Source organism: Arthrobacter sp. FW306-07-I, from assembly GCF_021800405.1.
Taxonomy (GTDB): Bacteria; Actinomycetota; Actinomycetes; order Actinomycetales; family Micrococcaceae; genus Arthrobacter.
On sequence record NZ_CP084550.1, the window covers coordinates 3,409,447 to 3,434,753 of the forward strand.

The window sequence follows — 25,307 nt, forward strand, 5'->3', positions numbered from 1 at the left end:
CCGACCTCAGCCCGGCGCAGATCTGGGCAGCACCTGCAGTGGGGCTGTGGGTGCAGTCCAGGTGATGCTGGTCCCCTCGCCGGGGGCGCTGTCGATGGTGCAGGTCCCTCCCAGGCGGGCGGCACGGTTTTGCATGTTGTCCAGCCCGCTCGTCCGATCAGGATTTTGGAAGCCGCACCCGTGGTCCCGGACTGTGAGGACCACCTCGCCGTCCCGGGCTGCCAACAGGACCTGGATGTCTTCAGACCCTGAGTGCCGCACGGCATTGCTGACGCTTTCGTGCAGCACCGGCAGTAGTTGTTCGGCTACCTCGTAGTCCACGGCGTCATCGACAGGCCCGGAAAGCTGAATCCTGGGGAGGAACCCGGCAGCATTGGCGGCTTCCTGAACAGCTCGCAGGACCCGGCCGCTGAGCAGCTCCTGATCGGCTTCTCCGGTTTGGAGGGCGTAGATCGTGTCGCGGAGCTGATGGATGCAGTCGTCCAGTTCCGTGGTGATGCCGGCGACGCGCCGTTCATGCGCTGCCGGATCCGAGGTGTAGCGGCGCAGGCCCTGGATGCTCAGCCCTGCGGCGAAAAGCCGCTGGATGACCAAGTCGTGCAGGTCCCGGGCAATCCGTTCCCGGTCGATGAACAAGGCGTGTTCTTCCCGCAGCCGGTTAGTCTTCAAAAGGTCAAGGGTGAGCCCGATCCGGGAGGCGAACACGCAGCTCTGCTCAAGGTCCACGTCTGTGTACCGGGCGGTGCCGGCGGATCTTGCCAGAATCAGCACACTGTCGCGCTGGCCGTCGCTGTCACTGGCCAAGGCAGCCACCAGGACAGGGCCGAGCTTTCCGCTGACACGTCGTCGAAAACCTGCCGCGGGTCCCGCAGGAACTGGGATTGCCCCGTGGCAAGAACCTCCGAAAACACCGGGCCTGCGGGAAGTTCCTGCCCGGCCGGCATGGACTGTACGCCCAGAGCCGTCCGGCACCGCAGGCTGCCGTCACCGGCCAACGAAGCGATTACCGCCAACGCCGAGGAGGACGCGTGCAATGCCCGTTCAGCAATCATCTCCAGATTTTCTGTTTCCGAGCGCGGCTGGCTCTTCAGCCGGTCGCTGACCTCCATACCTGCTTCCAGCCAGCGTTGGCGGCTGTTGCTGTCCTCATACAACCGCGCGTTCTGGATCGCCACGCCCGCAGCGGAGGCCAGGGCCACCGCCAGATCCTCGTCCTCGGCGGTGAATTCGCGGCCCTCGATCTTTTCCGTCAGGGCCAGGATCCCGAACACTTCATCCCGTACCCGCACCGGAACGCCCAGGAAGGTCCGCATGGGCGGAAGACCCGGCGGGAAGCCCGCCGCGGAGGCATGCTCGCCAAGATTATTGAGGCGGAGCGGTTTAGGCTCACGGATCAGCTGCCCCAGCAATCCATAGCCGGTGGGAAGATCACCGATGAGACGGGCACCGACTTCATCAATGCCGACGGTGATGGTGCTCAGCTGCTGGTCATCGCCGATGACGCCCAGCGCGCCGTACTGCGCCCCGACAAGCTCACATGCTGACTGCACCACCCGGTCCAGCACGGCCTCAAGGCTGAGGTTTTCACTGAGGGAGACCACCGCGCCGAGGAGCCCTTCAACATGTTCCTGGGCCCGGACAAGGTCATCAGCCCGCTCCACAAACTCCCGCAGGAGGTTCCGGGTCCGCTGCTTAATAGGTTCTCGCCACATGAAAGCACCTCGGTCAAAGACCAACGTCGTTCCATGGCGGGCTGCATCGCCTCGGAAAAAGGATATCTGCAGCAGCCCCAGCGTCTACCCACCAATCCTACCAACCCCAGCCACCATTGAGCCCGGAACTGGTGGGGTCTTTTGTCCCTGTTGGTCCCGCAGCAGCGGAACGTCTACTGGAAGTCCACCAAACTGAAGGGCCAAGAACATGGCGCGTGGATTCGAAGTCAGAACGAACCATTTGGACTCCCCCCGTTTCCGGCTTCTAACCCCTGACGGTCACGCACTGGAAGTATCCGGCCAGTCCCAGGACAAGTCCGCCGCGCCGGCCTCCGAGGCTGACGCCGACGGTATGGGCTTGGGCGACAAGCCTGCTGGTGTCCGCAACCAAGACGGGACAGACCAGGTCCGCGTACGGCGGCTGACTGTCGCTGACCCACCGCCCAGCGTCCAGTCAGCCATGGGGGCCCGTCAAACACGTCATGCACCGTCCGCCGCCCACCCGGACAAAGCCCTGGAGGAAAGCCTCATCGCAAGCGAGAACATCAACGACGCACTTTCGGCCGTGGTGACGCTGGTGGATTTCACTGCCTCAACCGGTGACGGCACCTCGTGCAGCATCACGCTCCTCAATCCGAAGAAAACGCCCGTCCACGCCTGCAATGGAGTATTGGCCGCCCAGGTTATTGACTTGCAGGAGCGGCTCGAGGAAGGACCTGCACTCACAGCCATCACCGGCCGCCGGACCATCATCATGCGCAGCACGTCCTTTGACAACCGCTGGCCCAAGTTCACCCCGTCCGCCTCGGCATGCGGTATCGGCTCCGTACTGGCCGTACCCATTGCCATCGACGAGGGGTCGGCAGCGGTATTGACGTTCTCCACCCAGGTGCCCGGCGGCCTCCAGTACGGTGACATCGTCGCCGCTGAAGGCTTCGCCGACCGGATCAGCGGCCCCCTGCGTTCGGCCCTGCGCATCGCAGAACTGAAGGAAACCGTCGATCAACTGTATGCAGCCCTGTCCCACCGCACCGTCATCGACATGGCCTTAGGGATCCTGATTGGCCAAAACCACTGCGACCACGAAACCGCCTTCGGGATTCTTCGGCGCGCCTCCAGCAACCGGAACATCAAAGTACGGGACCTTGCGGCAGCAATAGTGGCGTCCGCCTCAGGCGGCAGCGAACCACCGGTGCACTTCCAAACTTGACGCCGACCAAAACCCTCACCGCTCGTCCTCCCTGTTGATCCGCGGCTCACCCTGTCGGTCAGGCCGACCTAGGCTCCCTTGGCGGCCCTTTGAGCGGGGGCCTCGGGGCGGGCTGCGTAGACAGCAGCCTGGGTGAGTTGTTCGAAGCCAAGCTTGGCAAGCACGGAGGAGACGTAGTTCTTCACTGTTTTCTCAGCCAGTCGCATCTCCTGACCGATTTCCCGGTTGGTCATTCCCTGACCAATGAGCTCCAGGACCTTCCGTTCCTGCACGCTCAGACCGGAAAACCTCGGATTCATCCGGGCCTCCTCACCCACCCCCGGAGGACCCGCTCCTCAACACCAGGCCCGAAAGTCTTCTCCCCGGCAGCCACCCTCCGGATGCCGTTGATCAGATCGTGGTTGCCAATCTCCTTCAGAACATAGCCTGCTGCCCCCGCCAGGACCGCTCCCCGCAGGGCCTGCTCGTCGTCAAAACTCGTCAGGATCAGGCAACGAATTTCCGGATCGATCCCCCGGACGTCCCGGCAAACCTCGATGCCCGTCCCGTCGGCGAGCCTGCCATCAAGGACGGCCACATCCGGCCGCAAAGCAGGGATGCGGCGTGAGGCCTCCACCGCCGAGCCCGACTCCCCCACCACTTCCATCCCCTCGCCCTCAACCAGGTCCCTCAAACCCCGCCTGACGAGTTCATGGTCATCCAGGATAAAAACCCGAAGCGGGCGCCCATCCTTGTAATGCTTTACCTCTGGCATAGTGTCCTCATCCCCCAACTTCCCCGATGTCAACATTGGCCACCTGCGGCACAAATGCACCACCACCACAGTCGCCGCAGCAAACGAAAACGAATAGGGCCGAAAGTCCGTCTCCCCGGAATGGAAACCCACTGATCGCGCCCCGCTGCACATTCGACGCGGATGTTCGTTCCAGGGGCGGACCTTCCCCCGCGCGGCCCAAATACGGGGCGCGAAAAGGAATCTGCGCAGCGGAAATGAGTTTGCGCGTCGCCGCCACGCCGCGCGCGAAAGGCGCGGGCCGCCGTCGTACCCCTTACCACAGCCAGGAACCAGCACTTCTTAAGCCTTTCTTAAAGCCCACGGAGGAGAGTGGAATGACAGGCCGAACAGCGGCCCCCACGCCACGCCCCCAAGGAAGACATGCACGGATCAGCCCACAACGACCGACCGAACCAGCACACCGCTCCCACGGCACCCCCGGCCGTCGGCACCCAGTTCAGGGCACTCCCCCAGCCCCGGCACTGGCTGCCGGTGGGCATCGTGCTGTGCGCCGCCGTCGTGGTGCTGGGCCTTGCCGTGCAACTGGTCCCCGGCGACACAACCGCGGAACTGGGCGTTGACCAAAACCTCAGCCTGCACCACGTTGCCGTACTGACCGCCGTGGCGATGGGGATCAACCTGCTGTTCGGCCCGGTGGTCGGCCTGGCCCTCATCGCGGTTGCCGCCCTGGGCATCTGGCTGTTCCGGCGCGACCTGGTGACCGCCGTCGCCTTCGGGCTCACCGCATGCTCGGGCTGGGTGGCGAGCGAGGCCTTCAAGCTCCTGTTCGCCCGGCAGCGGCCCAACCCTGCGATGCTGTTCGACCCCCTGGCGCCGGAGACCGGATCCAACAGTTTCCCCAGCGGGCACGTCAGCTTCGCCGTGGCCCTGGCCTTCGCGCTGTACTTCCTGGCCCGCGGAACCCGCTGGGCCCGGCCGGTTGCGGTGGCAGGTGCGGCCATGGCGCTCATCGTCGCCTGGTCCCGGCTGTACGTGGGGGTCCACTACCCCACCGACGTCGCAGCCTCCTTCTTTGCCGCGAGCGCCGCAGTGGTCCTGCTCGCCGGGCTCTGGAACCGCTTCGCCCCTGCCCTGATGGAACGCCTGCCGGCCACCGTCCTCCACCCCTTCGGCCGGGCGTAGGGAGCACTCATGCACAGCCTCCTGATACCCCTGGCAGCAACCGCCGGTTCGCCCTCGCTGCTTGATCCCGCCGGCCTGCTGGAGGGCTTCGGCCCGGCCGCACTGGGCGTCATCGCCGCGATGGTGTTCATCGAATCCGGCGTCCTGTTCCCCTTCCTGCCCGGCGACTCCCTCCTCTTCACCGCAGGCCTCCTGCACCAGCAACTGAACCTGGCGCTGCCCCTGCTGATCGGCGTGATCACCGCGGCCGCGATCGGCGGCGACCAGGTGGGGTACCTGCTGGGGCGCAAGTTCGGCCGCCGCTGGTTCAAGGACGATGCCCGCATCCTCAAAACCGCCCACCTGACCGTCACGGAAGAGTTCTTCCGCCGCCATGGAGGCGCCGCCGTCGTACTGGCCCGTTTTGTGCCCATGGTGCGCACGTTCGCGCCGGTCACCGCCGGAATTGCCCGCTACGAATACAAGGCGTTCACCCTCTGGAACATGGCAGGGGCCCTGGCGTGGGCGACGTCGGTGACCCTCCTGGGCACGTGGCTGGGCCACTACGAGATCATCGCCAACAACATCGACATCATTGCCGTGGTGATGGTCCTGGCCTCCGTGGTGCCGTGGATTGTCGAATATTTGAAGCGCCGCCGGAAGAACAGGCTCGCCGCAGCTGAAGAACGTGTTGATGAAGGTGTTGAGGCGGCTGCGGAAGAATAGGCGGCATGACAACAGGTGAGGGGCCGGCCCTGCTGCTGGTGGAGGACGATCCCGTCCTGGGTCCGCTGATTGCCGAACTGCTGGAGCCGGACTTCACGGTGCGGCTCGCGGTGAACGGGCAGGAGGGCCTGCACCTGGGGCTGACGCAGCCGTGGGACGTGATGGTGATCGACCGCGGCCTGCCCGTCATGGACGGCATCAGCGTCATCACCGCCCTGCGGGCCAAGGGCATCGGCACCCCCATCCTGATCCTCACCGCGCTGGGCGACACCGACGAGAAGGTCCGCGGCCTGGACGCCGGCGCCAACGACTACTTGGCAAAACCGTTCGACGGCGGCGAGCTGGCTGCGCGCCTGCGTGCACTGACGCGCACCTACGGTCCGCCCGCGGGGCAGGGTCCGCACGCCGGCCCGGTGGGCATCGGCACGTGGGAATTCCATCCGGCGTCGCGCTCCGTCCGGTCCCTCTACGGCGACCTGGTGACGTTGACCGCGAAGGAGGCCGAGGTGCTGGCCGCGCTGGCGGCGGAGCCTGACCGGGTGTTCACCAGGGATGAACTGCTCGCCGCGCACTTCCAGGAGACGGACCAGCCGGGCGTGATCGACACCTACGTCCACCACCTGCGCCGCAAGATCGACAGGGCCCTGATCCGCACCGTCCACGGCGTGGGCTACCAGATCGGCGAGCCCTCATGACTGCACCCGTTCCTTCCGGGCCGCGCACCACTGCTGCTGCCTCCGCCGACCCGGACCGGGAGATCCTTCGCCGCGCGTCGCTGAAGGTGGCACTGCGGATCAGCGCCGGGGTTGCCACCCTGGTGCTCATCCTCCTGGCCGCCGCCACCGCCTTCCTCATGTACAAGCTCGCCCACCCGGTCCAGCCCGCCTCTGCCTCGGGAAAGCCGTACACCTACCTGGATTCCAGGGACCTGATTGAGGGGATGATCCTGGCCGGCCTTGCGGGCGTGGTGCTGGCCGGGGTGGTGGGCTGGCTCAGTGCGCGCAGCGCCATCCGGCCGCTGGGTGAGGCGCTGGCCCGGCAGCGGCGGTTCGTCCAGGACGCCAGCCACGAACTGCGCACCCCGCTGGCCATCCTGGACACCCGCATCCAGCTGGCCCAGAGGAAGACCGAACCGGGCTCGGAACCTTCGCTGGCCCTGGCGAAGATCCGGGAGGACGCGTCCACGCTGACCGGGATCGTGAACGAGCTGCTCCTGGCCGCCACTGCGTCGGCGCCCGTGCCGGAACTTGAGCCGGTGGACGTGGCTTTGGCTGCCGAGTCCGCCGCCGGGAGCCTTCAGGACCTTGCCCGGCAACAGGGCGTCCGTTTAACGTTCGACGGCGGCGGGCCGGCTTTGGTGCGGATCGATCCCAGTTCGTTCCGGCGGGCGGTGCTGGCCCTGGCGGACAACGCGCTGGGGCATACCCCGGCTGGCGGGAGCATCAGCATTACGGTTTCGGCCGAGGGTTCGCGGGCGCTGGTGCGGGTAACCGACACGGGATCCGGCATCAGCGGGGTGGACCCGGATCGGATTTTCGACCGCTTTGTCCGCGCCGCCGGACCCCCTGGATCCGAGGGGCGGCGGAGCTTCGGGATCGGGCTGGCCCTGGTCCGCGAGATTGCCTCCGCGGCCGGGGGCACCGTGAAGGTGGCCCGCACCGGCCCGGACGGGACCACCATGGAACTGTCGTTGCCCCTGGCGTCGGCCTGACTGCGGGCTTCTTCGTTTTCGACCCGCAAACGCACTTTCGACGCGGACGTTCCATTTCGCGGCCCACATTAGGGCCGCGAAAGGGAACGTGCGCCTCTGTGGGGAATATGCGCGTCGGAGGCGGGGTGGTTGCCAGGCGGCATCGTCGGCGGGACTGCGGGCTTTCCTGCGGGAATCCCTATTGCTCCACGGGTTAGGGCTCAATAGGTTGGTCTCACCCCGGCATGGGCAGCCGGGCGGGCGCATCAAGCAGAGGGGCGCCGTTGGAGGGAGGACCATATGCCGGCACGAAAGCGGGCCGCATCGATTTTTCTGGCCCTGCTGGTGTGTGCCGGGCTTGCGGGGTGCGAGTCGAAACCGCCGGCCCCCGACAATCCAAAGGAAACAGACGCCCGGTCAGTGCACTTTACTGCTGCCGGCGACACCGGCATCGAGGACGGTGCCAGAGCCGTGCTCGACAAAATCAAGGAACTCTCGCCCGACTTCAACCTCCACCTCGGCGACATGTCCTACTCCGACGTTCCAGAGCAGCAGTTCTGCGACATGGTGACCGGAAAGCTGGGAACCGACTTTCCGTACCAGCTGGTTGCCGGCAACCATGAAAGCGACGGCCTGCAGGGCAATATCGAGAAGTTCGCGCAGTGCCTGCCGAACAAGCTGCCGGGCCTCCAGGGTGAATACGCCAAACAGTGGTACGTGGACCTGCCCCAGGAAAACCCCTTGATGCGGCTGATCCTGGTGTCCCCCGGAATTCCCTTTGACGGCGGGGACGAGCTGGACTATTCGGAGGGCAGTGAACGCTGGCAGTGGACAGAAAGCGCCATCGACGGTGCCCGTGACGCGCAGATCCCTTGGACGGTTGTTGGTATGCATACCCCCTGTTTCACCATCGGACGCTACAGCTGTGACGCCGGCCGGGAGCTGACCGAGATGCTGATCAAGAAAAAGGTGGACCTGGTCCTGAACGGCCACGAACACGTCTATCAGCGGACCAACCAGCTGGCCAACAGCGTCAGTTGCCGCCAGATGTCGACCAAGCGGGACTGCATGGCTGATACCGATGACTCCCTCGCCAAAGGCAAGGGCACGGTATTTGTCACGTCAGGCCTGGGCGGCAGGAACATCAGGCCCATCAACACCAAGGATGAAGAGAAACCGTACTTCACGGCGTGGTCCGGCAGCAACGTGGATCCGGCACTGGGAACCCTGGACATCCGGCTGACCGAATCCCGCATGGACGTGAAGTTCGTGCCGGCTGAGGGATACAGCTTCACGGATTCGTTCAGCATCGCGAAGTGACCTGGTCCGCCCAGTACCCCGGCCAGTACCCCGGGCAGGCCTGACGGCGGACCCCCACGGGAGCTCCGCCGTCGTGCCTTCCATGTTGGCGCTGGTGCGCCCCTACGCCGCTCTCCGCTTCGGGGTGGTCCGGGTCTCCGGAACGGAGGTCTCGGCCTCGGTGGCGGGAGGCGTTACGCCGCCGGCGCGGCCCGGAGGCGTGGATTCTGCCAGGCGGGCCTTGGCGTCCAGGACGTCACCGATGAACCAGTCGTAAAGCAGCACGCCGATCACGCCGCCGACGATGGGGCCGACGATGGGCACCCAGAAGTACCAGCTGAACGCCCCGTCCACTGTGCCAGGCAGCGCCGTTTGGCCCCATCCGGCCATCCACGCGAAAAGCCGCGGGCCGAAATCACGGGCCGGGTTGATGGCATAGCCGGCGTTGGCGCCAAGGGAGATGCCGATGGCGGCGACCGCGAGCCCGATCATGAACGGGCCCAGGTTCGCCTGGACGGCGGTGTTGCGCATGTCGATGATGGCCACGACGAACATCACCAGGAACGCCGTGCCCACGATCTGGTCAACCAGCGGGCCGACGGCGTTTCCGTTGAAGTAGGGCGCCGGGAACGTGGCGAAAATTGAGTAGGTGGCCAGGCCCTTCGCGTCGCCGCGGCCGGTGCCCACGGCGGTGTTGTAGGCGTCAATCGCGTTGTAGTACAGCAGGTACACCAACGCCGCCCCTGCAAAAGCACCCACCACCTGGGCCACGATGTACGGGCCCACTTTGCGCCACGGGAATTTGCGGCGGACTGCAAAGGCAATCGTCACGGCCGGGTTGATGTGGGCGCCGCTGACGCCGCCGGCCACGTAGACGGCCAACGCCACGGCAAGGGCCCATCCCCAGGCTATGAGCAGCCAGTCGCCCGCCGCCATGAAGATGGTTGTTGATGTCTGGGCACGGCCCGATCCCGGCAACGCCGCGACCGCCATGGCCACGACGCCGTCGCCGAACGCGATCAGCACGAACGTGCCCAGGAACTCCGCAAGCAGCTCGCCCCAGGTCCCACCCAACCGCTTGAGTCCGCTGCCATTGCGGACCGCATTTCTCAGTGGACTTACATCACTCATCGCAGTACCTTCTTTGCGATTTTCTAGGTTTATGGCCTCACTTCAGGACCAATTGACAATGCGAGCACTTCTATGCTAAGTCGAAAGTATCCCTAGGCAACAGACCGACGGCCACCTCTACCGGGCGGCACTTCTGACGCCAGCACCGCCGCCTTGTTTGAGCGGGCGCGGAGCCGGATTCCGCCAGGGAAGAGACACCCCGGACAGGTCCAGGTTGCCGTTGCAGGGACGTGGAGTTCGTTCGGAAAGGCAAGACCATGAACGACAGCAGCATCGAAAACACCCCAACTGCGGATGAGACACCGGAGGAACGGGAGCTGCGCGGACGGTACGTCAAAGGCGACTTTGGCAAAGCCGGTGCACAGCGCGGCCGCCATGCCGAAGACGAAGAGGGCCAGTACGTCGAAGGGGACTACGGCGGGGCGGGCGCCGAAGCCGGACTGCCCGAACCCCTGGGCGACAGGACCGTGGGAGCCGGCCGCTACGTGAAGGCCGACTACGGCGAGGCCGGGCACGTCCCCGGCAGGACCGCAGCGTCCGAGACCGGCCGGTACCCGGAAGGAGACTACGGGAAGGGCGGCACTGTGGATCCCACGCGCAAGCCGGGCGGAGCCCAGGACCCGCGTGCGGAGCGGTAGCCGCCCGACCCGGCCACAGCGGCCTGCCCACCTGCACACGGCGGGCAGGCCGCTCTGGTGCGGGCCGGCGTCGTGCGTTCCTGCTGAAGCCCTGGCCCGCTCCAGTGCTCGACGCCCGGGTGCATTTTCGACGCGCGAGTGCATTTTCGACGCGCATGCTCACCCGCGCGGCGCACATATGGGCCGCGGAAAGGAACGTGCGCAGCGGAAACGCGGATGCGTGTCGCCGGTGACGGAGGCTCACTGGCTGGCCCCGCCCGCGCCGGCGCTTTTCCACATAGCCACAGAAGCCCCTTCTTGGCAGCGGCCCCTGGGGGCAGCGTGGAGATATGACCAACCTCCCGCCGTTCCTGCTGTCACGGGACCGCATTTTGCACGGATTCAGCGCCAACGATCTGGCCAAGCGCGTGCGGTCCGGCGCCCTGGTGCGGGTCAGGCACGGCGTGTATGTCGACGGGCCCACGTGGCGGGCCATGAGGCCCTGGCAGCAGTACCGCGTCCGGGTCCAGGCCGCCGCGGAGACCTTTGAAAAGCCCACCATTTTCGCCCGGCATTCCTCGGCCAGCGTGTGGGACATCCCGTTCATCGGGCAGAACCACCCCGTGCAGGCCCTCACGTTGAAGAACGACGGCGGGAGGTCACGTGCCGGAGTCACCCGCCACTTCGCTGCGCGTGAGGGTTTGGAAGTGGTGAAGCTGGAGGGGCTCCTGGTCACCGGACGCGTCCGGACTGTCCTGGACCTGGCTGCTTTCAGCCCCTTCACCGAAGCCGTAGCGCCGCTGGACCACGTGCTGCGGCCGGACCTGACCCGTCACCTGCATGCCCTGACCAAAGCCGAACTGGAGACAGGCATTGGTGGGCTTTACTCCGCGGCGGCGGCGCGCAGGATCCGGACCGCCATCGCCTTTGCCGATCCCGCATCCGCGTCAGCAGGCGAGTCCTGGAGCCGTGCCCTGATCCACGTGGCCGGCTTCGAACCCCCGATCCTCCAGCAGCGCTTCACGGATGCCGCCGGACTGGTGGGGTACTCGGACTTCTACTGGAAGGACTCACGGGTCATTGGGGAGTTCGACGGCGAAGAGAAGTACGTCAAACCCGAGTTCCTCAAGGGCCGGACCACATCCGAGGCCGTTCTCGCTGAGAAGAACCGCGAAAACCGGCTTCGTTCGTTGGGATTCCGCGTGGAGCGGTGGGACTGGGCGGACCTCGCTGCGGCTGGAACGCTGGAACGGAAACTGGCGGCGGCAGGCGTGGCCCGGCGTCGTACGCGTTCCGCTGTTTTCGACGCGCAAAACTTCCCATGACACGATCCCTCCATGGCGCGGCGCTTATTTGGAGTGCGCTCAGGAATTTGCGCGTCGGGCCGGAACTTGAGCAGCGGAAATGAGGATGCGCGTCGCTCGGGGGTGGATGGAACCCTCGCCCTGCCGCAAAATAGGCAGTAGGCTTACTATCTTGCAGCTGGGCGCATGCAGTGCCTGATGACCAGAACCCTATTTGGCGGTTTGAGCGCGTAAAAGGAGTCCCATCATGAAAGCTCTTGTATGGCACGGCGAAGGCGACATCCGCCTGGACAACGTGGACGATCCCACCATCCTCGATCCGAACGACGCCATTGTCCGCATCACCCGCAGCGCCATCTGCGGCACCGACTTGCACTTCATCCGCGGCACCATGTCCGGCATGAAGGAAGGCACCATCCTGGGCCATGAAGCCGTGGGAGAGGTGACGGCCGTGGGCAAGGCCGTGCGGCGGTTCGCGCCCGGGGACCGCGTGATTGTCTCCTCGACCATGTCCTGCGGCGTGTGCTGGCAGTGCCGGGCCGGACATACTGCGCAGTGCGATGTTGCCAACCCGAACGGCCCGCAGGCGGGGACGTGCTTCTTCGGCGGACCGGAGACCACCGGCCCCATCAACGGGCTGCAGGCGGAGTACGCGCGGATTCCGTGGGCCTCGAACACCCTGACCCGGCTGCCGGACAATGTCAGCGACGAACAGGCCATCCTGCTTTCGGACATCTTCCCCACGGCCTGGTTCGGCGCGCAGCTGGCCGGCATCCAGCGCGGCGACACGGTGGCCGTGTATGGCGCGGGCATTGTGGGGCAGCTGGCAATCGCGTCCGCGTTCCGGCAGGGTGCGTCGCGGGTGTTCGCCGTGGACGGGATCGAGACCCGGCTGGTCCAGGCGCTCGACCAGAACGCAGATGTCATCAATTTCAACAGCGAGGACCCCGCGGAGGCCCTGCAGGAGGCGACGCAGGGAATCGGCGTGGACGCGGTGATCGATGCCGTTGGCGTGGATGCGCAGCGGCCCTGGGCCGGGCCCGCGGCGGCCAAAGGCGAGGAGCAGGCGGAGCAGTTCGCGCAGGAAGTGGCCGAGGTTGCCCCGTCCACCAATGTGCAGGGCGACAACTGGGTGCCGGGGAACGCGCCGTCGCAGGTTTCGCAGTGGAGCATCGAGACCGTGCGGAAGTACGGCCGCATCGGGATCATTGGCGTGTACAGCCCGGCGATGATGACCTATCCCATTGGCCAGGCCATGAACAAGAATCTGACCATCCGGATGGGCAACTGCGACCACCGATCGGTCACGCCGCCGCTGGTGGACCTGGTGGCCTCCGGTGTCTTCGACCCCACCACATTCATCACCCAGCACGAACCGATCAGCGACGTGGTGGACGCCTACCTGAACTTCGACCGGCGCGAGGAAGGCTGGCTGAAGACGGTGCTGACCACCGCATAGCCTCCCCCTGCACCACCGGCGGTCCGCTCCTTTTGGCGCTGGCCGCCGCCGTGTTTCCCCTGCCGGGCATTTCTGCGGGAAATCGTTGCGCTGACGTCCGGTTGCGGGGGACGATCTTAGGCGTCAACACATTGGCGTGTCTCCCTGGCGGGGCCCGGACAAGGCAAGGGTGGGAAACCGTGACGAAACAAGTCCCTGATGCAGACGGGGCACGGCCGTCGATGCTGGCTCTCGCGGAGGTTTTCAAGGCCGCGGCCCATCCGGTGAGGGCGCAGGTCCTGGACACGCTGTCCCATGGCGGGTCTTCCATCCCGGAACTCTGCGCGGCTACCGGCGAGAAGGCCTCGCACCTGTCGCGCCACCTGGCCCAACTGCGGAGCCAGCGGCTGATCGAGTGCCAGCGCTCCGAGGGGCGGCTGATGTACCGGCTCGCTAGCCCTGAGGTGGCGAACCTGCTTGCCGCCGCACGCTCCGTGCTGCAGGCGCAGGTGGCGGCTGCCGTGGTCCGCGCGAACTACACACCGAGGCGGACGCATAACGTTGCCACACCTATGCCGGCGCCGCCTGGCGTCCCTGGTACCACCCCGGCAACCTTTTCCGACGAGCAGTTTGCGGAGCTGGAACATACCCTGGCATCGCGGGCGGTGATTGCTGACGCGTGCGAAGCAATAGCTGCGCGATGCGGCTTTACCTTGGACGAGGCGGCGAAGCACCTCATCATGACGGCGCGCAACGCCAACCTCACTCTTCGGGCAGCGGCCGCCCAGGAGCTGCAGAACGCGCAGCACGGGACCGGATCCTGATCCCCGATCTCCATGTCCTCCCCATCCATCCGATACTAAGGTCCCTTGACCTTGCAGCGGAGCGAGGGCCACACTTCTAGCAGAATTGACGAAAACGTCTATCCGTCAATTCTCTGGCCGGCCACCCGGTCCAAGGAAGCCAGCAGGAAGCCCGGGGGCACCGCTCTCCCCGTTATTGGGGGGTTCCTGGTGTGGATTGGATGGGGAGGGGACAGGCTGCCCTTTCCCCATCCACTTCCGGCCGTCAATACTGGCGATTTTGGCGGCAGGCGTCCCTATTCGCCGACGGTCTCCTGAAGGACCTCCCGTGCCACATCATGCAGTGGCGTACTCTCGCCCCGGGAGCGGGCCAGCAGGACCGCCAACGCTTCCTGCGAGGTGAGATTCAGCCGCTCAATCAGGATGCCCTGGGCCTGGGCGATCATGTCCCTGTTAGTCAAGGCCTCGGCTAGCTCGTCAGTCATCCGCTGCGCAGCCGCCCGGTCCCGCACATGGCCCAGCAGGACCGCGGCCGGGGCAGCGAGCCGCTCGATCAGGAACACCGAGTTGTCGTCGAACGCCAGCGGGACGGGTGAATAGACTTTCAGGGCACCGATCGGCCTTCCCTCAGGCGTCAGCGGCGCGCTGAGGACCGACCGCAGCGGAAAGCCGGCAACTGCCGCCGTCCACTCCGGCCAGCGGGTTTCCCTCCATGTGTCCTGGATGATGACGGCGCGCTGCCCGGCCCAGGCGCTCAGGCATGGCCCCTGGCCCAGTTCATACTGCAACTTGTCCGCCTGGAGCACCAGACTGTCTGTGGCACCTATGGTTTCGCCGCGGCCGTCGGCGCTGATCAGGGAGACCCCCGCGCCCGCAGCGTGCGGAATCACGTCCCGCAGCGCAGACGCCAGGGACTGCACGGCCCTTGAAGCATCCTCCGCGGAGAGGAGGCCGGTGACCATCCGTCCGGTGAGTCCGGCAGGCTCATAGGCCGGTGGAAGCAAATAATTCATGGCTTGGCACCTTGTCATGGCTGGGCAGCAGGGGCTGCCGAAGGTTTCGACAATATTTTGCTACCGCCTGCCCTGCCGGCGAAAGAGCGCGCCCACAGATACGTCCATTTGAGTTAGGTTAGGCTCGCCTTATACGGTTCTTCGGTGATGACAGAGACAAAGCTCACCGGCGTTCCGTTTGCCGCCGACCTTGCCCGCTTCGGAGACCGTCCCGCCGTGAGCACGGGAAGCCTGTCCCTGAGCTACGCGGAACTGGCCCTCCGCGTGGAGGAATTTGCCAGGACGTTGGGGCACGGCCGGCGGCTCATTGCGCTGGAGGCCGGGAACACCCTGCCGTCTGTGGTGGCCTACCTGGCGGCCTTGTCCTCGGGCAATCCCCTGCTGGTCCTTCCAAGCGGCGAGTCCGCCGCAAATGCGCTGATAACTGCCTACGATCCGGACATCGTAGTCCGGACATCCCACCCCGGTGACGTGGCCCTGGACGTGCGCCGGGAGCAGACCTGCCACGACCTGCACCCCGATCTGGCCCTGCTCCTCAGCACGTCCGGATCCACCGGCTCCCCCAAGTTGGTCCGCCTTTCCGCGGACAACATCCAGGCCAACGCCGCGGCAATCGCTGAATACCTGCAGCTGCAACCGGCCGACAAAGCTGCCACCACCCTTCCGCTCTCCTACTGCTACGGGATGAGTGTGGTGAACAGCCACCTTCTGGCGGGCGCGTCCCTGGCGCTGACGGACCTCTCGGTTGTGGACCCCTGTTTCTGGGACCTGGTCCGCACCGGTAACGTGACCTCATTCGCCGCCGTACCGTACACCTTCGACCTCCTGGACCGCGTGGGATTCCGGGACATGGACCTGCCGAACCTGCGCTACATCACCCAGGCCGGCGGACGGCTGGCACCGGAGCGGGTGCGCTGGTACGCCGACCTGGGCCGGCGGAAGGGGTGGGACCTGTTCGTGATGTACGGCCAGACCGAGGCCACGGCGCGGATGGCATACCTGCCGCCGGAGCAGGCCGTGGTGCATCCCGAGTCCATCGGCGTACCCATCCCGGGCGGCTCCTTCCGGCTGGAGCCGGTCGCCGGGCTGGACGCCGATGAACTGGTGTATTCCGGCCCCAACGTGATGCTGGGGTACGCCGAACGGCCGGAGGACCTCGGCCTGGGCCGGGTCCTGACCGAACTGCGCACGGGCGACCTGGCCAGGCGAGCGCCCGAGGGGCTGTACCAGATTGTTGGCAGGCGCAGCCGCTTCCTGAAAATTGCCGGGCTCCGCGTGGACCTGGGACACGTGGAGCGGATTCTGACGGACCTCGGTGTCACGGCGGCCGCCGCCGGTTCCGACGCCGCGGTGACTGCCGCCGTCGAAGGCGACCACGACCTCCCCCTGCTCGCCAAAACCCTGGCGCAGGACCTGGGCCTGCCGCGCGCCGCCGTCGGACTTCACCGCGTCGAAGCCATACCGCGCCTTGGCAACGGAAAGCCCGACTATCCGGCCGTCCTCGCCCTCGGCCGTGGTGAAGAAGCGCACGACGGCGGCACTGCAGTTCCCGGCGCGGGCTCCACTGATGTGCCGCGCATCTTCGCGGAGGTGCTTGAAGTGGACCGCGTCGCCGACACCGATACGTTCGTATCCCTGGGCGGCGACTCCCTGTCCTATGTGGCGGCGTCTGTCCGGCTGGAGCATGCACTCGGGTACCTTCCCGAAGGCTGGCACCTGATGCCTGTCTGCGAACTGACGCCTGCGCCGCACGTGGCACCGGCTGCCGCGCCCGCCGGCAAACCTGCGGGGACCCGGGTTCACCGGGTGCAGCGCCCGTTGCTTGCACCAATGGAGACGGGAATCGTGCTCCGTGCGGTGGCGATCATTGCCATCGTCTCCACGCACATCGGGTTCTTCCACTGGCAGGGCACCGCGCATGTGCTCATGGCCGTGGCGGGGTACAACTTCGCGCGGTTCCAGCTGGCCGGGGAGCGTGGTGCGCGGTTCCGGCGGCACCTGCGCAGCATCGCCCGGATCGCCGTGCCCAGCATCGCCGTCATCGGGTTCGCCTTCGCCGTCACGGACAAATACGCCTGGCACAACGTAGTCCTGCTCAATCCGCTGCTGGGCCCTGAAGGATGGAGTGACTACTCGCGGTTCTGGTTCGTGGAGATTCTGGTCCACATCCTCCTTGGCCTTTCCCTGCTGCTGGCGATACCGGCCGCTGACCGGGTGGTGCGGCGCTGGCCGTGGGCGTTCGGCGTGGTTCTGGTTGCCGTTGACCTGCCCCTGCTTTATGGCCTGGTGGACAGCCGCTACCCGGGCCAGGGTCCGGTGCTGTGGCTGTTCGGACTGGGCTGGGCGGCCGCCGCCTCCCGCACCCAGTGGGAGCGGATCGCGGTGACGGGTCTTGCCTTCCTCACGGTTCCCGCGTCCTTCGACAACCCCTACCGCAGCGCCACCATCCTCGCCGGCTGCCTGGTCCTGCTCTGGCTTCCCACGCTGCGGGTTCCCCGCGGACTGCGCCGGGTCACGGCGCTGCTGGCCAGCGCCTCGCTGTACATTTACGTCACGCACTGGCTGGTGTACCCCCTGTTCGACTCCGCTGATGTCTTCGAACCCCTGGCCAAAGGCCTCGCGGTACTGGCCTCCCTGGCCTGCGGGGTCCTGTACTGGGCGGCGGCAACACGCGCCATGGGCCTGGGGGAACGGTGGCTGAAGGGGCGCCCGGGGAGTCTGCGTGGACGCCCAGCGGCGGTGCGTTCCGGCGGCAGGTGAGCCGCCGTCGTCGTACCTTTTTCGAGCCGTATTGCTGTACGCGGTGAAGGAGCAGCAAAGTAGTAGGCATGGAAGACGTCACCGGGACCATCGAGCTCTCCGGGGAGCTGCTGCACCTCAAGTGGGGGCACGGGGATGTGGTCACGGAACGCGATGCTGTGGCGCTGATGGAGCGCGCCAAAGAGCTTAGCGGCGGCCGCGCCCTGCCGCTGCTGGTGGAAATAACCGGCGTGGAGTGGATTGACCAGGGGGCGCTAAAGGCCTTTGCCGGTACCTGGCCCCTGACGCGTGCCGCCGTGGTGGGCACCTCCCCCGTGGACCAGACCCTTGCCAGCTTCTACACCGGCAGGCACAAGCCGGTGCACCCCACCCGGTACTTCACGTCCATGGATGAGGCGATGGCGTGGCTGGAGGAGGGCGGCTGATTTCGCCTGGCGCCGGGCATTCAGGAGCGGCAAGGAACCTGCGCATCGAAACCATTTGCTCGGCTTCGGGAGGCTTGTTCCTTGTTGACAGGAATGCGCAGGACTATGTTGGAGCTACTCCGGGCCTTACTGGGAAGGCCACAGCTGGCAGGTCTCCGCAGAGGTATCTCATGAGTTACGTGCCGGTCAGCCGACGCACCATCAGGCGGCATCGGGAATCCGAACGGTCCACCCGGCGCCTGGTTGTAGCCCTTGCCGCAGCGGCTGTGGTGGCCTGGCTGCTGTCCGTCAGCTTGTCACCCATGGTCTATGTCGATGGATACGTCCATGCCGTCGACCTCGTGGTGCACGACCTCTGCCTTGTTGTGGCTTTTGGCGCCATCATCCTGGTCGACTGGCATGGTTTTCTGTGGTTGACCGGCCGGCGCGGACTTGGCGATATCATTCGACTGGACGGGGCTGCGACGCCGCTCATCTGGGGCGGTCTTGCCGGGCTGCTCGCCACCGGTGCGTTCCTGAGCCCACATCTGGAAAACCCCATGACCGACGTCAAGCTCGCTGCGGTTCTTGTCCTCAGCCTGAACGGGATCATGCTTGTCCCCCTTATGCGGCGGCTCGCCCGGCTGCCGGCCGACACCACCTTCACGGACTTGTCCCCTGGCCAGCGGGTGCACTTGCTGGCCTGCCTGGCCGTGTCACAGCTGTGCTGGTGGACAGCAATCAATCATTGGGTTCATCAACGCTGAGTCCTGAAGCCGGGGTCCTGGCATGCTTAGTGACGCGCAGAAGCGCCCGCGACGCGCATATTCCTTTTCGCGGCCCGTATATGGGCTGCGCAAAGGAATATGCGCGTCGAAACGGAATATGGGCCTCGCAAACGAATACCCGCGGAAGCGCGGGTCAGGTGGCCTCCCGGGCCGGGACCACAGCCGCTGTCTGCGTGGCGGCCCAGCTGGCCAGTATCTTCAGCGCATCCTCCGACGGCGTGCCAGGCTCGGCCGTATAGATGTTGATCCGCAGCCCCGGGTCCGCGGGGAGTTCCATCGCTTCGTAGGTGAGGTCCAGGTCCCCCACGATGGAGTGGTGCAGGCGTTTGCGGCCCGTGCGGTGGTACTTCACGTCGTGCCGGGCCCAGCGGATGCGGAACTCCTCGCTGCGGGTTGAGAGCTCGCCGATCAAGTCCGAGAGGTCCTTGTCGTACGGGTTCTTCCCGGCGGTGGAGCGCAGGACCGCCACGATGTCATCCGCGCTCCGCTCCCAGTCGCGGAAGAACTCCCGCGCCTTCGGATTCAGGAAGGTGAACCGCGCACTGTTGGGCGGAGTGACCGGCTCCGCCATCATTTCCAGGTACAGGGCCCTGCCGAGCTCATTGGAGGCCAGCACATCGCCGCGGTCGTTGCGGACCCAGGCAGGCGCCGCCGTAATCGCATCGATGACCCGCTGCACGCTGGGACGCACCGCTAAGGGACTCCGCTTGCGCCGCACCCGCGGGGCGGCGGTGGCCGCCCGGGCCAGGTCGAAAAGGTGGGCCGTCTCGGCGTCGTCCAACTGCAGGGCGCGCGCCAGGGCCTCCAGGACGCTGTCCGACGCGCCGGACAGGTTTCCCCGCTCCAGCCGGATGTAATAGTCAACGCTCAGCCCGGCCAGCATCGCCACTTCTTCCCGGCGCAGCCCCGCCACGCGCCTGGTGCCGCCGTACGCGGGCAGCCCGGCCTCTTCCGGCGTGAGCCGGGCGCGGCGGGAGGTCAGGAATTTCCGCACGTCTTCGCTGTTGGTCATGGATTCAACGGTACGCGTGCCCCAACCGGCGAAGGAGGGACTGGCAAGCCCTCCCACAATCGCGGACACCCACATAGCGTGAAGGCATGGAACTCAAACTCAACAACGGTGTCACCATGCCCGCACTCGGCCTGGGCGTTTTCCAAAGTCCCCCGGAAGAGACGACGGCGGCCGTCCAGACCGCGCTGGAGGTGGGCTACCGGCACATCGACACCGCCGCCGCGTACGGCAATGAGCGGGAGGTGGGCGAAGGGATCAGGCGTTCGGCCCTGGCGCGCGAAGACGTCTTTATCGAGACCAAGGTGTGGGTCAGCGACTACGGCTACGATCAGGCGCTGCACGCGTGGGACAAGGCCGTGGGCAAGCTGGGCGTGGAGCAGCTGGACCTGTTCATCCTGCACCAGCCCGCCCCGGACCGGTTCGACAAAACCGTCGCCGCGTACAAGGCCTTGGAAACCCTGCTCAAGGATGGACGGGTGCGGGCCATCGGCGTCAGCAACTTCATGCCCCACCACCTGCAGCAGCTGCTGGCGGAAACCGACGTGGTCCCGGCCGTCAACCAGATCGAGCTCCACCCGTACTTCCAGCAGCCGGCTGTCCAGACCATCGATGAGGACCACCGGATCCTTACCCAGGCCTGGTCACCCATCGGTGGCATCACGTTCTACCCCGGCTGGGGCGAGAACCGGAAGAACGTCATGCGCGACCCGGTGATTGCCGGCATCGCGCAGGCCCATGGCAAGACGCCCGCCCAGGTGATGCTGCGCTGGCACCTGCAGCAGGGCCGCTCCGCCATCCCCAAGTCCACCAATCCCACACGCATTGGGGAGAACTTCGACGTGTTCGATTTCGAGCTCGCCGCCCAGGAACTCACTGCCATCGACGCCCTGGACTCCGGCGTCCGCAGCGGCCCGGACCCCGACGTGGCCCGCCCGGAGCGGTTCGCCATGGTCATCCCCGAAGCCTAGACCGCCCCAGATAGAAGGAGCACAGCATGGATTACCGCCCGCTTGGCCGCACCGGTGTGCAGGTCAGCCCCCTCTGCCTCGGCGCGATGATGTTCGGCCCGTGGGGCAACAACGACCGCGCCGACGCCACCCGCATCATCCACCGCGCCCTGGACGCCGGCATCAACTTCATCGACACCGCGGACGTGTACTCCGGCGGTGCCTCCGAAGAGATCGTGGGGGAAGCGCTCGCAGGAAGGCGCGACGACGCCTTCCTCGCCACCAAGTTCTTCATGCCCATGGACGAGAAGGACCCCAACCAGCGCGGCGGCTCCCGCCGGTGGATCATGCGCGAGGTGGAGAACTCCCTGCGCCGCCTGAACACCGACTACATCGACCTCTACCAGGTGCACCGGCCCAGCCCGGACACCGATGTGGAGGAGACCCTGGGTGCCCTCACCGACCTGGTCCGCCAGGGCAAGGTGCGGTACATCGGTTCCTCGTCCTACTCTGGCTCGCAAATCGTGGAGGCGCAGTGGGCCTCCCGCCAGCGCAACCTGGAGCGGTTCGTCACCGAGCAGCCGCCCTACTCCATCCTGGTCCGCGGCATCGAGGAGGATGTCCTTCCCACGGTGCAGCGGCACGGGATGGGCACCCTCACCTACAGCCCGCTGGCCGGCGGCTGGCTTTCGGGCCGGTGGCGGAAGGACTCGGCGTCCCGGCCCACGTCGTCAGCGCGGCCGAGTGCCCGGTTCGACATGACGCAGCCGGCCAACCAGCGCAAGCTCGACATCGTGGAGGAGCTGGCCCAGGTGGCCGAATGGGCAGGCGTCACACTCATCGAGATGGCCATCGCGTTCGTCATCAACCACCCCGGCGTCACCTCCGCCATCGTCGGCCCGCGCACCATGGAGCAGCTGGAGTCCTACCTCCCGGCCGCGGACACCGTCCTGGCCCCCGAGGTGCTGGACCGCATCGACCAGCTGGTCGCCCCCGGCGTCACCGTCAACCCGGACGACAACAGCTACGGCGCCCACGAACTGACGCCCAACGCACGACGGCGGCACCGGCACTAAGTGCCTGCCCCCGCCAAATCCCCCACGAAAGGAAATACCAATGGCAACATGGCTCATCACAGGCTGCTCCACCGGACTTGGCCGGGCGCTCGCGGAGGCCGTGCTCGCGTCCGGGCACAACGCCGTCGTCACCGCCCGGAACGTGGACACGGTGCAGGACATCACTGCCGGCTTCCCGGACACCGCGCTCCCCCTGGCCCTCGACGTCACCGACAAGGCGCAGATCGCCGCAGCGGTGAAGCAGGCGGAGGAGAAGTTCGGCAGCATCGACGTGCTGGTCAACAACGCCGGCTACGGCTACCGGGCGGCAGTGGAGGAAGCGGACGACGGCGACATCCGGCGTTTGTTCGACACGAACTTTTTCGGGGCAGTGGACATGGTCAAGGCAGTCTTGCCGGGCATGCGCGCCAACAAGGCCGGCTCCATCCTGAACATTTCGTCCATCGGCGCACGGATCACACCGCCCGGCTCCGGCTACTACGCGGCCACCAAGGCTGCGCTGGAAGGCATGTCGGGGTCGCTCCGCAGCGAGCTGAAGCCGCTGGGCATCAACGTCACCGCCATCGAGCCCGGCGGCTTCCGCACCGACTTCGCCGGCCGCTCGCTCACGCAGTCCGCTTCGGCGATCGGTGACTACGCGGACACCGCGGGCAGGCGCCGCAAGGAACACGACACCGCGCACGGCAACCAGCCCGGCGACCCGGACAAGGCAGCAAGGGCGATCATCGCCGTCGTGGAATCCCCCAACCCGCCGGGCCTGCTGGTCCTAGGCACGGACGCGTTCGGCGCCTTCGGCAAGGTGGCGGAAGCACAGCGCGCCGAGCTTGAGCAGTGGCAGGAGCTGAGCACCAGCACCGACATCACGGACTGACCCTGCTGCTGGCTTGGCCCGCCACCGTGCATTCCCGCCCAGTTGCTCTTCCGCTTTTCCCGGACCGCGCCGTGGCTGACGGCGTGTCCAGGCCCGGGTACCGGAGCGGCCGGGAGTAACTGGGCTGGAGTGCGGGGAACCGAATATGGGCAGGCGCGTCGCCGGGGATCGACGGGTACTCGGACCCTACCTACCGGGCCGGAATGCGCCAAGAATCGCAAGTACCAACGCGAGGAAGGGCTTCGGCGATGATGTGGGGTTATGGGCAGGGCGCAGGGTGGTGGCTCTGGGCCATCCTGACGCTCCTGGGCATTGCGCTGCTCGTCATCGTGGCCGTGCGGGTTTTCGGCGGTGGTATCCGGAGCGGCGGGCAGGGGCGGGAAGGGCCGCCGGCATCGACGGCGCGGCAGATCCTCGATGAGCGCTTCGCGAGGGGTGAACTGACCGCGGAGCAGTACCGCGAACAGCTCAGGGTGCTCGGCGAGGGCCGGTAGTGCGCCCCATAAGCCGCCGGCAGGCGCTCCTCCTCGGCGGGCTGGGGGCTGCGGGCACTGTGGCAGGCGGAGCCGGCCTGATCTGGTCCCTGTCCTCCCCCGCCGCCCGGCCCCCTGGCGGCAACCTGATCCAGCCGGAAGAACTCCGGAGCGGGAACGGGCAACTGCCGGTTCGGCTCGCAGCCGGCCCTGCGCAGGTCCAGCTGGGCGGGCGGCAGGCCACGGCGCTCGCGTACAACGGCAGCGTGCCCGGGCCCACCCTTCGCCTCAAGGCTGGGGACACCCTCAGGATAAGTCTCGCCAACGGCATGTCCCAGCCCACCAACCTGCACGTGCACGGCCTCCACGTGTCGCCCGAGAACAATGGGGACAACGTGTTCGCTGCCGTCGCGCCAGGCACTTCCTTCGACTACGAATACCGGCTGCCCGCGGATCATCCGCCCGGCCTGTACTGGTACCACCCCCATCATCACGGGATGGTGGCCGACCAGGTCTTCGCCGGGCTCTATGGAGCCATCATCGTGGAGGACCCTGAGCCAATCGAGGCCAGCGCCGAGTGTGTGCTGGTGGTATCGGACACCTCGGTGGACGGTCTGGGGAACATCAGCGCCACGTCAGCGATGGGGCGGATGGCGGGCCGGGAGGGCGAACTGCTCCTGGTGAACGGCCAAATCAACCCCCAGTTCACTTCCCGTCCCGGGCAGCGGGAACGGTGGCGCGTCGTCAACGCCTGTGTAGCGCGCTACCTGCAGCTGCGGCTGGACGGGCAGCAAATGCAGCTGCTGGGCATGGACTCCGGCCGGCTCGGCGAACCGCGGCAGGTGGAAGATCTGGTGCTGACCCCCGGTAGCCGGGCTGACCTGCTGATCACCACCAAGGCCGGCACCTCCTCTTTGCGCGCGTTCCAGTACAACCGCGGCAGCACCGCCGGGATGATGGGCCAGGGGCCTGGGCCGCTTGGACCCGCAGAGCCGGCCGACGGCGTGGCGCTGGCTTCTTTCCAGGTGGCCGGCGAAGCTGCCCCTCCCCAGGCAGCAGTACCTGCACAAAGAGCGCCTATGGACCTGAGGGGTGCAGCAGTGGCCGCCCACCGGCAGATCGTCCTGTCCGCCGGCATGGGAATGGGCGGGGCCGGCATGATGCGCTTCACCATCAACGGCAGGGAGTTCGATCCGGCCAGGACCGATATCACCGCCGCGGCCGGAACCGTCGAGGAATGGACCCTTATCAACAGCAGCACGATGGACCACGCGTTCCACCTGCACGTCTGGCCCATGCAGGTCGTCGAGCAAAACGGTCAGCGAGACTCCTCCCCCGACTGGCGCGACGTGGTGAACCTACCGGCAAACGGACGGATCACCGTCCGGGTGGCATTCGCGGACTTCCGCGGACGCTCCGCCTACCACTGCCACATCCTGGACCACGAGGATCTTGGCATGATGGGCGCTATTGAGGTTCGGTGAGCAATCGGCACCCTGCAGGGCAACCATCCAGGCCCCTAACGAGGCGTCAAAATTGAGTAGTTAGTACTCATGACACGGCGCGTAGCCGGTGCGAAAGTGGATTCTATAGCTCCATCACGTCACAAGAGGAACCACCATGGCAGCAAAACGGCGTCGCTCGCGCAGCAAGGGCGGCGGCACTATCGGGTGCGCCCCCTTCCTGGTCCTGATCGTCATAGCCATCATCATCAAATTCTGGTGGGTCATCCTCATCAGCCTGGGTGTGGTGGCAGTGACGGTGGCGCTGGTCCGCACTACGAAGGCTCCGGCCCGTCCGGCTCCGATACCCCCACCTAAGCCGCAACCCGTCATTGCCGCACCCCATGTACCCGTTGGCGGCGACGACCTCACAGCCCACATGCGCAACCAAAAACGGGCCGGCCGCGAACGGGACCTGCAGGAATGGGACTACGAGTGGATCCGGCTGGCCCATCCAGGCAAGAGCCTCCGCGAAGTCAATGAAATCGCGAACGCCCACTTCGCGCGCGGCCGCTCCATCGGCATCAACTGGGGTGAGCCTTCCGGCCCATGAGTCCCGGCCAACCATGCATTCCCGCCCAGTTACTCTTCCGCTCCTCCAGCGGCGCGCCGTGAGGGACGGCGTGCCCTTGGC

Annotated in this window: 24 protein-coding genes and 1 pseudogene; 19 read left to right on the top strand and 6 right to left on the bottom strand. The window is 66.5% G+C overall.

The window, feature by feature from the left end; translation table 11 throughout:
- Positions 1 to 6: 6 nt before the first annotated feature.
- Together LFT46_RS21285 and LFT46_RS21290 are read right to left on the bottom strand one after the other, a co-directional pair.
- Positions 7 to 804: a sensor histidine kinase gene (locus LFT46_RS21285; protein WP_336885529.1), complete on the bottom strand. Its 798-nt coding sequence runs from the start codon at positions 802 to 804 to the stop codon at positions 7 to 9.
- The gene (locus LFT46_RS21290; RefSeq protein WP_336885530.1) at positions 765 to 1,712 is read right to left on the bottom strand and encodes a GAF domain-containing protein; all 948 of its coding nucleotides are present in this window, start codon (positions 1,710 to 1,712) and stop codon (positions 765 to 767) included. The genes LFT46_RS21285 and LFT46_RS21290 overlap by 40 nt, the downstream gene beginning before the upstream one ends.
- Positions 1,713 to 1,953: 241 nt before the next feature.
- Here LFT46_RS21290 and LFT46_RS15810 point away from each other — a divergent pair, with 241 nt between their 5' ends.
- Positions 1,954 to 2,922 (top strand): GAF and ANTAR domain-containing protein, encoded by a 969-nt coding sequence (locus tag LFT46_RS15810; RefSeq protein ID WP_236799373.1) that lies wholly within the window; start codon positions 1,954 to 1,956, stop codon positions 2,920 to 2,922.
- Positions 2,923 to 2,990: 68 nt separating this feature from the next.
- Here the strand turns inward: LFT46_RS15810 and LFT46_RS15815 are convergent.
- A pseudogene (locus LFT46_RS15815) lies at positions 2,991 to 3,676 on the bottom strand (response regulator transcription factor).
- A 402-nt stretch (positions 3,677 to 4,078) separates the two neighbouring features.
- Here LFT46_RS15815 and LFT46_RS15820 point away from each other — a divergent pair.
- From LFT46_RS15820 to LFT46_RS15840, 5 genes are all read left to right on the top strand, one after another.
- Complete coding sequence (locus LFT46_RS15820) at positions 4,079 to 4,840, top strand: phosphatase PAP2 family protein (RefSeq protein WP_236820324.1); 762 nt, start codon at positions 4,079 to 4,081, stop codon at positions 4,838 to 4,840.
- Between the two features lie 9 nt (positions 4,841 to 4,849).
- Positions 4,850 to 5,545 (top strand): DedA family protein, encoded by a 696-nt coding sequence (locus LFT46_RS15825; RefSeq protein WP_236820325.1) that lies wholly within the window; start codon positions 4,850 to 4,852, stop codon positions 5,543 to 5,545.
- 5 nt (positions 5,546 to 5,550) lie between these two features.
- Complete coding sequence (locus LFT46_RS15830) at positions 5,551 to 6,240, top strand: response regulator transcription factor (RefSeq protein ID WP_236799376.1); 690 nt, start codon at positions 5,551 to 5,553, stop codon at positions 6,238 to 6,240.
- The gene (locus LFT46_RS15835) at positions 6,237 to 7,256 is read left to right on the top strand and encodes a sensor histidine kinase (RefSeq protein ID WP_236820326.1); all 1,020 of its coding nucleotides are present in this window, start codon (positions 6,237 to 6,239) and stop codon (positions 7,254 to 7,256) included. Before LFT46_RS15830 ends, LFT46_RS15835 begins: the two co-directional genes overlap by 4 nt.
- Positions 7,257 to 7,535: 279 nt before the next feature.
- On the top strand, positions 7,536 to 8,555 hold the full coding sequence (locus LFT46_RS15840) for a metallophosphoesterase (protein ID WP_236820327.1): 1,020 nt from the start codon (positions 7,536 to 7,538) through the stop codon (positions 8,553 to 8,555).
- A 102-nt stretch (positions 8,556 to 8,657) separates the two neighbouring features.
- Here the strand turns inward: LFT46_RS15840 and LFT46_RS15845 are convergent, their stop codons facing one another.
- Positions 8,658 to 9,665, bottom strand: coding sequence for an MIP/aquaporin family protein (locus tag LFT46_RS15845; RefSeq protein ID WP_236799379.1), 1,008 nt, complete (start codon positions 9,663 to 9,665; stop codon positions 8,658 to 8,660).
- Between the two features lie 257 nt (positions 9,666 to 9,922).
- Between LFT46_RS15845 and LFT46_RS15850 the strand changes: the two genes are divergently transcribed.
- The 4 genes from LFT46_RS15850 (at position 9,923) to LFT46_RS15865 (ending at position 13,848) form a co-directional block, all read left to right on the top strand.
- Entirely contained in the window at positions 9,923 to 10,303 is a 381-nt protein-coding gene (locus LFT46_RS15850) for a hypothetical protein (protein WP_236820328.1), read from the top strand.
- Positions 10,304 to 10,632: 329 nt separating this feature from the next.
- The gene (locus tag LFT46_RS15855) at positions 10,633 to 11,607 is read left to right on the top strand and encodes a type IV toxin-antitoxin system AbiEi family antitoxin domain-containing protein (protein WP_236820329.1); all 975 of its coding nucleotides are present in this window, start codon (positions 10,633 to 10,635) and stop codon (positions 11,605 to 11,607) included.
- A 226-nt stretch (positions 11,608 to 11,833) separates the two neighbouring features.
- Positions 11,834 to 13,045, top strand: coding sequence for an alcohol dehydrogenase catalytic domain-containing protein (locus tag LFT46_RS15860; RefSeq protein WP_236799382.1), 1,212 nt, complete (start codon positions 11,834 to 11,836; stop codon positions 13,043 to 13,045).
- Positions 13,046 to 13,224: 179 nt separating this feature from the next.
- Positions 13,225 to 13,848, top strand: a complete 624-nt coding sequence (locus LFT46_RS15865) for a metalloregulator ArsR/SmtB family transcription factor (protein WP_236820330.1) — start codon at positions 13,225 to 13,227, stop codon at positions 13,846 to 13,848.
- A gap of 275 nt (positions 13,849 to 14,123) precedes the next feature.
- Here the strand turns inward: LFT46_RS15865 and LFT46_RS15870 are convergent, their stop codons facing one another.
- Complete coding sequence (locus tag LFT46_RS15870) at positions 14,124 to 14,840, bottom strand: GAF and ANTAR domain-containing protein (protein ID WP_236799384.1); 717 nt, start codon at positions 14,838 to 14,840, stop codon at positions 14,124 to 14,126.
- A 147-nt stretch (positions 14,841 to 14,987) separates the two neighbouring features.
- On the opposite strand from LFT46_RS15870, the gene LFT46_RS15875 reads away from it, so the two are divergent.
- From LFT46_RS15875 to LFT46_RS15885, 3 genes are all read left to right on the top strand, one after another.
- Positions 14,988 to 17,600, top strand: coding sequence for an AMP-binding protein (locus LFT46_RS15875; protein WP_236820331.1), 2,613 nt, complete (start codon positions 14,988 to 14,990; stop codon positions 17,598 to 17,600).
- 68 nt (positions 17,601 to 17,668) lie between these two features.
- Positions 17,669 to 18,025 (top strand): DUF7793 family protein, encoded by a 357-nt coding sequence (locus LFT46_RS15880; protein ID WP_236799386.1) that lies wholly within the window; start codon positions 17,669 to 17,671, stop codon positions 18,023 to 18,025.
- Positions 18,026 to 18,195: 170 nt separating this feature from the next.
- Positions 18,196 to 18,771 carry a hypothetical protein gene (locus LFT46_RS15885; protein ID WP_236820332.1) on the top strand — a complete coding sequence of 192 codons (576 nt, stop codon included), beginning with the start codon at positions 18,196 to 18,198 and terminating at the stop codon, positions 18,769 to 18,771.
- A gap of 154 nt (positions 18,772 to 18,925) precedes the next feature.
- Here the strand turns inward: LFT46_RS15885 and LFT46_RS15890 are convergent, their stop codons facing one another.
- Positions 18,926 to 19,804, bottom strand: a complete 879-nt coding sequence (locus LFT46_RS15890) for a helix-turn-helix transcriptional regulator (RefSeq protein WP_236820333.1) — start codon at positions 19,802 to 19,804, stop codon at positions 18,926 to 18,928.
- Positions 19,805 to 19,890: 86 nt separating this feature from the next.
- Here LFT46_RS15890 and LFT46_RS15895 point away from each other — a divergent pair, with 86 nt between their 5' ends.
- The 6 genes from LFT46_RS15895 to LFT46_RS15920 all read left to right on the top strand — a co-directional run bounded on the left by LFT46_RS15895 (position 19,891) and on the right by LFT46_RS15920 (position 25,226).
- Positions 19,891 to 20,772, top strand: coding sequence for an aldo/keto reductase (locus LFT46_RS15895; protein WP_236820334.1), 882 nt, complete (start codon positions 19,891 to 19,893; stop codon positions 20,770 to 20,772).
- A gap of 26 nt (positions 20,773 to 20,798) precedes the next feature.
- On the top strand, positions 20,799 to 21,827 hold the full coding sequence (locus LFT46_RS15900; RefSeq protein ID WP_236820335.1) for an aldo/keto reductase: 1,029 nt from the start codon (positions 20,799 to 20,801) through the stop codon (positions 21,825 to 21,827).
- A 40-nt stretch (positions 21,828 to 21,867) separates the two neighbouring features.
- Positions 21,868 to 22,698 carry an oxidoreductase gene (locus LFT46_RS15905; RefSeq protein ID WP_236820336.1) on the top strand — a complete coding sequence of 277 codons (831 nt, stop codon included), beginning with the start codon at positions 21,868 to 21,870 and terminating at the stop codon, positions 22,696 to 22,698.
- A gap of 248 nt (positions 22,699 to 22,946) precedes the next feature.
- On the top strand, positions 22,947 to 23,192 hold the full coding sequence (locus LFT46_RS15910) for an SHOCT domain-containing protein (RefSeq protein ID WP_236820337.1): 246 nt from the start codon (positions 22,947 to 22,949) through the stop codon (positions 23,190 to 23,192).
- Entirely contained in the window at positions 23,192 to 24,655 is a 1,464-nt protein-coding gene (locus tag LFT46_RS15915; protein ID WP_236820338.1) for a multicopper oxidase family protein, read from the top strand. The genes LFT46_RS15910 and LFT46_RS15915 overlap by 1 nt, the downstream gene beginning before the upstream one ends.
- A 136-nt stretch (positions 24,656 to 24,791) precedes the next feature.
- Positions 24,792 to 25,226, top strand: a complete 435-nt coding sequence (locus LFT46_RS15920) for a hypothetical protein (protein WP_236799403.1) — start codon at positions 24,792 to 24,794, stop codon at positions 25,224 to 25,226.
- Positions 25,227 to 25,307 lie beyond the last annotated feature (81 nt).